The sequence below is a fragment of the Streptomyces sp. MB09-02B genome, from assembly GCF_033794485.1.
GTDB lineage: Bacteria > Actinomycetota > Actinomycetes > Streptomycetales > Streptomycetaceae > Streptomyces.
In genome coordinates this window covers 1-3,628 of record NZ_JARGEE010000633.1, presented here as the reverse complement: position 1 = coordinate 3,628, position 3,628 = coordinate 1, and the positions used below count along the sequence as shown (strand labels likewise).

The following is a 3,628-nucleotide window of genomic DNA, read 5'->3' as shown; positions in this document are numbered from 1 at the left end:
AGCAGGGTGCCGTTGGCCGAGCCGTTGTGCTGCAGACGCATCGCCCGCGGGTAGTAGCTGCCGGGCGAGAGCGCGTCGGACGGCGGGGTGTACAGGGTCTGGGCGGGGCGGGAGAGTGCCTCCGCCCTGCCCGCTCCGGGCAGGACCAGCGTCGCCGCGGCGACGACCAGTGAGAGCAGAAGGAACAGGAGAGTGGCGGGGCGGGAACGCGGAGCGGCGCCGGGTCTGGCGCCTGTTCGTGCGGGGGACATGTGCGGCTCCGATGGACGGGCGGGGTTCTTTTGCGGGTCCGCCGCCCCAGGAGATCAGGTTGAGGGACGGCGGGGTTCAGGGGCGGGCCGGCCGGGCGGCATCGCGGCGAAAGGGCGCGGTAGACAGCCCTGTGTACGGGGGGCGGAGTGATGGCTGTTGCCACGCGGGCTGGCGCGGTGCGCGCGGCGTGTGTCGTGCGTCGGCCGAGGGCTCGGGCCGGAGCTCAGGTGGCGTGCAAGGGGCTCTGGTCCTTGATGGACGGCGGCGGTGCGGTCGAGCCGCGGACGACGAGTTCGACCGGTGGTTCGCTCGCTGGCGGCAGTTCCGTGTCCGGTTTCTCGATGGCGTGGACGAGCAGTCCGACGCCCTGCCGTGCTGCGGCGCCGAAGGGCTGCCGCACGGTGGTCAGCGGGGGAGAGACGTAGGCGAAGACCGGGTTGCCGTCGAACCCGACGACACTGACGTCTTCCGGAACACGACGCCCTCCTTCACGCAGGGCGTGGATCAAGCCGACAGCCATCTCGTCGCCCGCCGCGAACACCGCTGTCACCGCGCTGTCCGAGGCCAGCTCGCGCCCCGCCGCATAACCGGAGGCAGGCGACCAGTCACCGTTGAGCAGAGGTGGTTCGTGGGCGCCGCGTGCCGCGAGCGCCGCTCGCCATCCCTCGATACGGTCCTTGGTGGCATACCACCGCCTTGGGCCGGCGAGGTGGTGGACGGTTGGATGTCCCAGGTCCAGCAAGTGCTCGGTGGCCGCCCGCGCCAGGGCGTACGACCCCACGCTCGTGGTGAGGGTGCGGGGGGCGGTGAAGGCCGGCGGTGCCCCCAGGAAAAGGACCGGCACGTCGACACGGAGGGAGACCTCCCCCTCCACGACGGGTTCGGACACGACGACGCCGTCCACACCCTGTTCGAGGAGTGACTGCACGGCGCCGGCGATGCCTTCCGGATCGCCGTCCAGCGTGTTCACCACGCGGAGTGCGTATCCCGCGTCCCGTACCGCCTGTTCGATGTGTACGAGCAGTGAGGCGGTCCCGTACCCGGCCGTCCCCAGAGCGACCACCCCGATGGAGCGCGTGCGTCCAGAAGCGAGCGCCCTGGCCGCGTGGTTCAGTCGGTATCCGAGTTCCTCGGCGGCCGCGAGGACGCGTCGGCGGGCATCGTCGGAGACGTACGGCTCGTCGTTGAGGACCCGGGAGACGGTCTTGCGCGAGACACCGGCGAGCTGAGCGACGTCCGCGCTGCGCGGCGCAGGGGAACCCACGTCCCGTGCCACACCTGGTGCCATGAGGTCTCCTGAGAGCCGAATGTCTGAATAGAGTGAGGTCAACCGTGTGACCGCGCGGTCTGACCGCGTGGTCATAGTTAGGTCCCCCAGGGCTCACGTCAAGAGGTCCGGCAGAACAACTTCTTTCTCGTCGACAGAATCGAAGCCGCCGGTCAGCGTCGCGGGTGTGGGTCTTGACAGCCGGCGCCCGGAGCGTTCAGTCTTCCTCGCATCCGCCGATCGGCTTTGTTCGATCGTGTTTGATCTGGTCGCTTCCGTCGACCGCTTCTCCTCGTATCCCCGGGCCATGCGCCGACGCCGGGGACGTCAGTCCTGTCAGGAGCCGATATGTACCGTTCCTCCCTTGGCCAAGCCATGCCCGCCCCCAACCGTCGCACCGTCCTGCGCGGTATCGGCGGAGCCGCTGTCCTAGGTGGCGGCATCCCCCTGCTGAGTGCTTGTGCGGACGGTTCGGGGCCGGGTGACGCGAAGACGGTCACCCTCGGCTCCAACGCGTCCGACGCGGTGCCGAAGAAGGCGTTCGCCGAGATCTACGCCGCCTTCACGAAGCAGTCCGGGATCACGGTCGACGTCAACACCAAGGACCACAACACGTTCCAGGAGCAGATCAACACCTACCTGCAGGGCACGCCCGACGACGTGTTCAACTGGTTCGCGGGCTACCGCATGCAGTTCTTCGCGGCCAAGGGCCTCGCCACCCCGATCGACGACGTGTGGAAGACCATCGGCGGGAACTTCCCCGAGGCGATGCACAAGCTCAGCAAGGGCGAGGACGGCAAGTACTACTTCGTCCCGCTGACCACGTATCCCTGGGCCGTCTTCTACCGCAAGAGCGTCTTCGAGCAACACGGTTACGAAGTCCCGACCACCTGGGACGAGTTGATCGCCCTGTGCAAGCGGATGAAGAAGGACGGGCTGGTCCCGATCGCCTTCGGCGACAAGGACGCCTGGCCGGCGCTCGGTACCTTCGACCAGATCAACTTCCGCACCAACGGCTACGACTTCCACGTCGCGCTGATGGCGGGCAAGGCGTCGTGGACCGACGCCAAGGTCCGCAAGGTCTTCGACCACTGGACCGAGATCCTGCCCTACCACCAGGAGGGCGCGGTCGGCCGGACCTGGCAGGACGCGGCGCAGACGCTGGTGGCGAAGAAGGCCGGCATGTACCTCCTCGGCACCTTCGTGGCGCAGCAGTTCAGCGACAAGGCCGACCTGGACGACCTCGACTTCTTCCCCTTCCCGGAGATCGACTCCGCCTACGGCCAGGACACCGTCGAGGCGCCCACCGACGGCTTCATGCTCAGCAAGGCCCCCAAGAACAAGCAGGCCGCTTTCAAGCTGCTGGAGTACCTGGGCACCGCGGAGGCCGAGGAGACCTACCTCAAGGCCGACCCCAGCGTCGTGGCCGCCTCCACCAAGGCCGACACCTCCTCGTACAACGCCCTGCAGAAGAAGGCGTACGAGATGATCTCGGGCGCCAAGAGCCTCACCCAGTTCATGGACCGCGACAGCCGCCCCGACTTCACCTCCACGGTGATGCAGCCGGCGCTGCAGAAGTTCATCCGCGACCCCAAGGGCGTCGACAGCCTGCTCTCGTCCATCGAGCGGCAGAAGAAGACGATCTTCGCGTCCGTCTGAGCCCGACCTCCCCTTCCGAAGCGGATGAGCACCGAGAACATGAGCTCCGAAACGACCACGAAGATCCCGGAGGCGGCGGCGGTGCCGCCTCCGGGCGCCGAGACGCCGAAAAAGCGGGTTCCGCAGGGGCATCGGCGGTTGTTGACCCGCCGGGACAGGCTCACGCTGGGTCTGATGGCGGGTCTGCCGACGTTCCTGCATGTCGCCCTGGTGTGGGTGACGGCCCTGGCGTCGATCCTGCTGGCCTTCACCACCTGGGACGGCATCGGCTTCGACTCCATCAAGTGGGTCGGGCTGCACAACTTCGAGGAACTGTTCACCAACAACCCGCAGTTCTGGCCCGCCGTCGAACACAACATCGTCTGGTTCGTGGCGCTGATCCTGATCCCCACGCCGCTCGGCCTGTTCCTGGCCGTGCAGCTGGACAAGAACATCCGCTTCAGCCGCGTC

The 3,628-nt window shown here is 67.8% G+C and carries 2 protein-coding genes and 2 pseudogenes; 2 read left to right on the top strand and 2 right to left on the bottom strand.

All coding sequences use genetic code 11. From position 1 onward, the window contains the following. Together P1P70_RS42025 and P1P70_RS42020 are read right to left on the bottom strand one after the other, a co-directional pair. Nucleotides 1-251 (bottom strand): annotated as a pseudogene (locus P1P70_RS42025) (ricin-type beta-trefoil lectin domain protein); the annotation flags it as partial. A gap of 224 nt (nucleotides 252-475) precedes the next feature. After that, the gene (locus tag P1P70_RS42020; protein ID WP_192366143.1) at nucleotides 476-1,540 is read right to left on the bottom strand and encodes a LacI family DNA-binding transcriptional regulator; all 1,065 of its coding nucleotides are present in this window, start codon (nucleotides 1,538-1,540) and stop codon (nucleotides 476-478) included. Nucleotides 1,541-1,867: 327 nt separating this feature from the next. Between P1P70_RS42020 and P1P70_RS42015 the strand changes: the two genes are divergently transcribed. Both P1P70_RS42015 and P1P70_RS42010 read left to right on the top strand, forming a co-directional pair. Next, entirely contained in the window at nucleotides 1,868-3,178 is a 1,311-nt protein-coding gene (locus P1P70_RS42015) for an ABC transporter substrate-binding protein (RefSeq protein ID WP_319247377.1), read from the top strand. 39 nt (nucleotides 3,179-3,217) lie between these two features. Beyond that, nucleotides 3,218-3,628: pseudogene (locus P1P70_RS42010) on the top strand (sugar ABC transporter permease); the annotation flags it as partial.